Raw genomic sequence first — 3,348 nt, 5'->3', positions numbered from 1 at the left:
CAATACGAGGGAGATCCAAGGCGACTTCATGATCAGAAGACGAATTGAACGTTAGCCCAAACATAGGCTGATTTGGATAGACCGTCATTGTTGACGCCGTTGCCACGGTAGTCTTCAAGAGGATTATGGCCAAGTTTCCACGCAATCGCGGTACTCCAGATGATCTGGCTATCAGGGCGCTTGAGGCCAACCCCTAAGCTACGTAGACTGTAGCTGTTGTTAGCACCTAAATCTTCAAAATTACTCTTGTCTCTAGCCTGCTGGACAAAGCCTGCGTCAAAAAAGACCGAGGCAATCATTTTGTCTTCTAGAGCTTGCTGAAGCTCGATATTGATCATGGCACCTTGAGAGCCACCAGCTTGAGAGCCTGGGTAGCCTCTCACACCGTTAGGGCCACCAAGGTAGAACTTCTCTGAGGAGTCTAGATCCACTGAGGCCATTTGGCCCGAAGCGCTGACGTTGAGGATGGTTTTATCCTGAACAACCTGATGCGACCTAGAGAGGCTCGCATTAATTTTGGTGAACGTGGTTGGCGTATTAACACCATAAACACCATTGGTGATAGTTTCTGAACCAAAGCTGATATGACCCTTGGTCAACGTGATGGAGCCTTGGTTAACACCACCGCCCAGCCACTGGTCGTATTGATTGGCGTTATAACCAAACACCATGTTCTCAATACGGTAGTCACTGGAGATTTCTCCATCCACAGCCTTTTTATTCAGGTACATCTTACGATCAAAGCTAGCTGTCACGTTGCTGTTGGCTGCTGGCGAACGCAAGGTTGGGTATGTGAGGTTGGCACCGATGGTCTTAGCACGTCCAAAGCCTGCATTACGGTTGATAGCAGGAGAGAACTTATTGACGTTCTCATAATCGAGGTAGCTACCAGAGAGACCGGCACGAAGGCCGTCAGAGTTGACTGGTAGTGAGTAGCTCGCCAATGAATAATCAGAACCATCTGATTTGATATGACTAGCAGAAAGCTGATCACCATTGCCTGTCAAGCCATCAAACACAAAGTTCACAACGCGTTGACCTGTACCCGTCGCACGGCTACCGTGGTTGTTCCATTCTGCACGGCCACGCACCGGTGCTGTATCAGCCAATGACAGCTTGATATCGACTTCACCCTCGTTCTTACCAGGCTCAAGCTGACTGTTGACAGCAATGCCCGGCATCTCATTGAGGATGTAGATCGAACGTTCAACATTGGTCGTGATGATCAGTTCTGAGGTTGGATTAGAGTCGGTGACAAAGCGGCGGGCCTTGTCTGCACCAAAGCGAGATGGACCATTGGGCATTTCAACATTAACCGCACCGAGCTTGGCTTCCAATACCTTGAGGATCACAATGCCATCGCTGATACGCTGCGGAGGCACAGCTACTTGGGCTAGGCGACCGCTGGACACGTAGAGTCCTGCTAGTGCATCGGCTGCTTTTTGTAGTTCTTCGAACGGTAGAGATTGACCAATCCAAGGCTTTAGAACGTCATTGATGCGAGCTGAATCCAAGCTCTTATTGCCATCAACCTTGAAACCCTGAATGGTCACCTTGACCTCTGAAGGCTTGCCCGGCTTAGGTTTAACCTTTTCAGCAGGTGCTACAGGGGGAGGTAAAGTCGATGGTTTAGGCGCTTGTTTCTGCAGTTCTTGAAGGAGCGGGCCTGCTCCAGGATTAACAAAGTCCCCGGGAGCAGCATGCGCGACTGTAGAAATGGCTGAAACGCCAATAACTACAAGGGGCAATAGGGAATTTAGTCTCATTTATTTTTTTTGATTTAAATCATTAACACGTGTGCACGTATGCGATTATAGGGAAATGCCCTTTTAACGCAAGCGATTATCATAGCTAAGATCATGATTTACCTAGATAAAAGGTTAATTAACCGAAGGTCAATCGGTTTAAAAATTAACGCGTTAAATACATAAAAATTTTGTAAAGTTGAGAACCTCAGAAAGGATCAACTTAACCACACCCAAGGTTAAGTTATAAAAAAAGCCACCCGAAGGTGGCTTTTACTTAACTTTTTTTGGTTAAGATTTTGTAAAGAGGTCAGGATTTTGGTTATCAGAACCTGTGTCTGAAGAAACTTCAGTATCGTTCGCAACTTCTGTAACTTGGTCAATCTCAACATTTTGACTGCTTGTTACGGCCGGTGCTTTTGAAAGCATCTTTTTTAGATCTTCTGGTTTCTTCATGCCCAATTTACCAGTCATACGTGAGCGGTGAACTTTAATGCTGGATTCAGAAGAATTAAGCAATGTAGCAATTTCACCATTCTTCTTACCTTCTGCTGCCAACAAAAATACTTCACGTTCTTTATCTGTTAATTTTTCCAACATGGCTAACTTTTCAGCATCGCTTAACAAATCAGGGTTAACAGAAGTATTATCAATAGTCTCAGTCTTTTCGATTATCTTTTTCTCTTTAATAACCTTTTCAGTTTTATTAGCTACTGGTGTTTCATCTTTAACAGTAACAGGAGTTTTAATAATAACTGGCTGAGTAGTTTGACGGCTAGACAACTTCCCCATCAGATCCTCAGAAATTTGAAGTGACCAGGACATGTTGTTAATTAATGTGGCAAGTAAAAAGACTAAGCTGGTGTAATAAACCACTTGAGATGTCACAATAATATACTGATCCCCAATAGCAGCTAACGCACCTAAGGTTAATGCAGCCATAAAGATACCTTTTAGCCAATAAACACCACTAATTAAATAGATGTATTTACTACCTGTCAGCTTAGCCTGTACCCCAGTAAACCATGCACTATATATAAGTGTCGCTGATACAGGAGCTAAAAGAATCGCCTCCAAGCTTCCCAACGGCGCATTGTACTTACGGCTAAAGTAGAATAAACCAGCTGTAATAGCCACGCCAACCAAGCAAATAATGGTCGATCTTTTAGGTAACTCGTAACCAGCCCACTTGCCTAAACCACTTAAGATGACCAAACTACCAAGTAGTACGGCGATAGGACCAGCAACCCAGAACTGTGGCAACGGGTCTTCTACCAACATAAGGGTCATGATGTAACCAAGCCCCATTAATAGGGTACCGAGACTCCATAACAAGACAGAGCTACCTCTTCTGAGCAATAGCAGCAGTTGTACGATTGAAAAACCAATGGCAATTAAGCCTGTTAAGTAGATGGTGGTAACGTTATCTAGCGCTAACATGTGTAACCTTAACTTTCTGTTGTTTTAAAGAAGCACCGAATTTACCTTAATTGCCAAGAATGGTAAATACACCATAGGGCACTTAACCATCTAAACTTATCGTTTTGCTCCTTCTTACTCTTTGTGTAGATAGTCTTTGATAGCTCTTCATTGAGTTCTAGCC

Annotated in this window: 2 protein-coding genes; both read right to left on the bottom strand. The window is 44.2% G+C overall.

Annotated features, from left to right (window positions below; all coding sequences use genetic code 11):
* Positions 1 to 32: 32 nt before the first annotated feature.
* Positions 33 to 1,766: a ShlB/FhaC/HecB family hemolysin secretion/activation protein gene (locus ICN28_RS00975; RefSeq protein ID WP_216285538.1), complete on the bottom strand. Its 1,734-nt coding sequence runs from the start codon at positions 1,764 to 1,766 to the stop codon at positions 33 to 35.
* 270 nt (positions 1,767 to 2,036) lie between these two features.
* Complete coding sequence (locus ICN28_RS00970; RefSeq protein ID WP_216285537.1) at positions 2,037 to 3,185, bottom strand: LuxR family transcriptional regulator; 1,149 nt, start codon at positions 3,183 to 3,185, stop codon at positions 2,037 to 2,039.
* Positions 3,186 to 3,348 lie beyond the last annotated feature (163 nt).

Source organism: Polynucleobacter sp. 30F-ANTBAC (assembly GCF_018882385.1).
Classification (GTDB): Bacteria; Pseudomonadota; Gammaproteobacteria; order Burkholderiales; family Burkholderiaceae; genus Polynucleobacter.
This window is presented reverse-complemented; position numbering and strand designations above follow the sequence as displayed.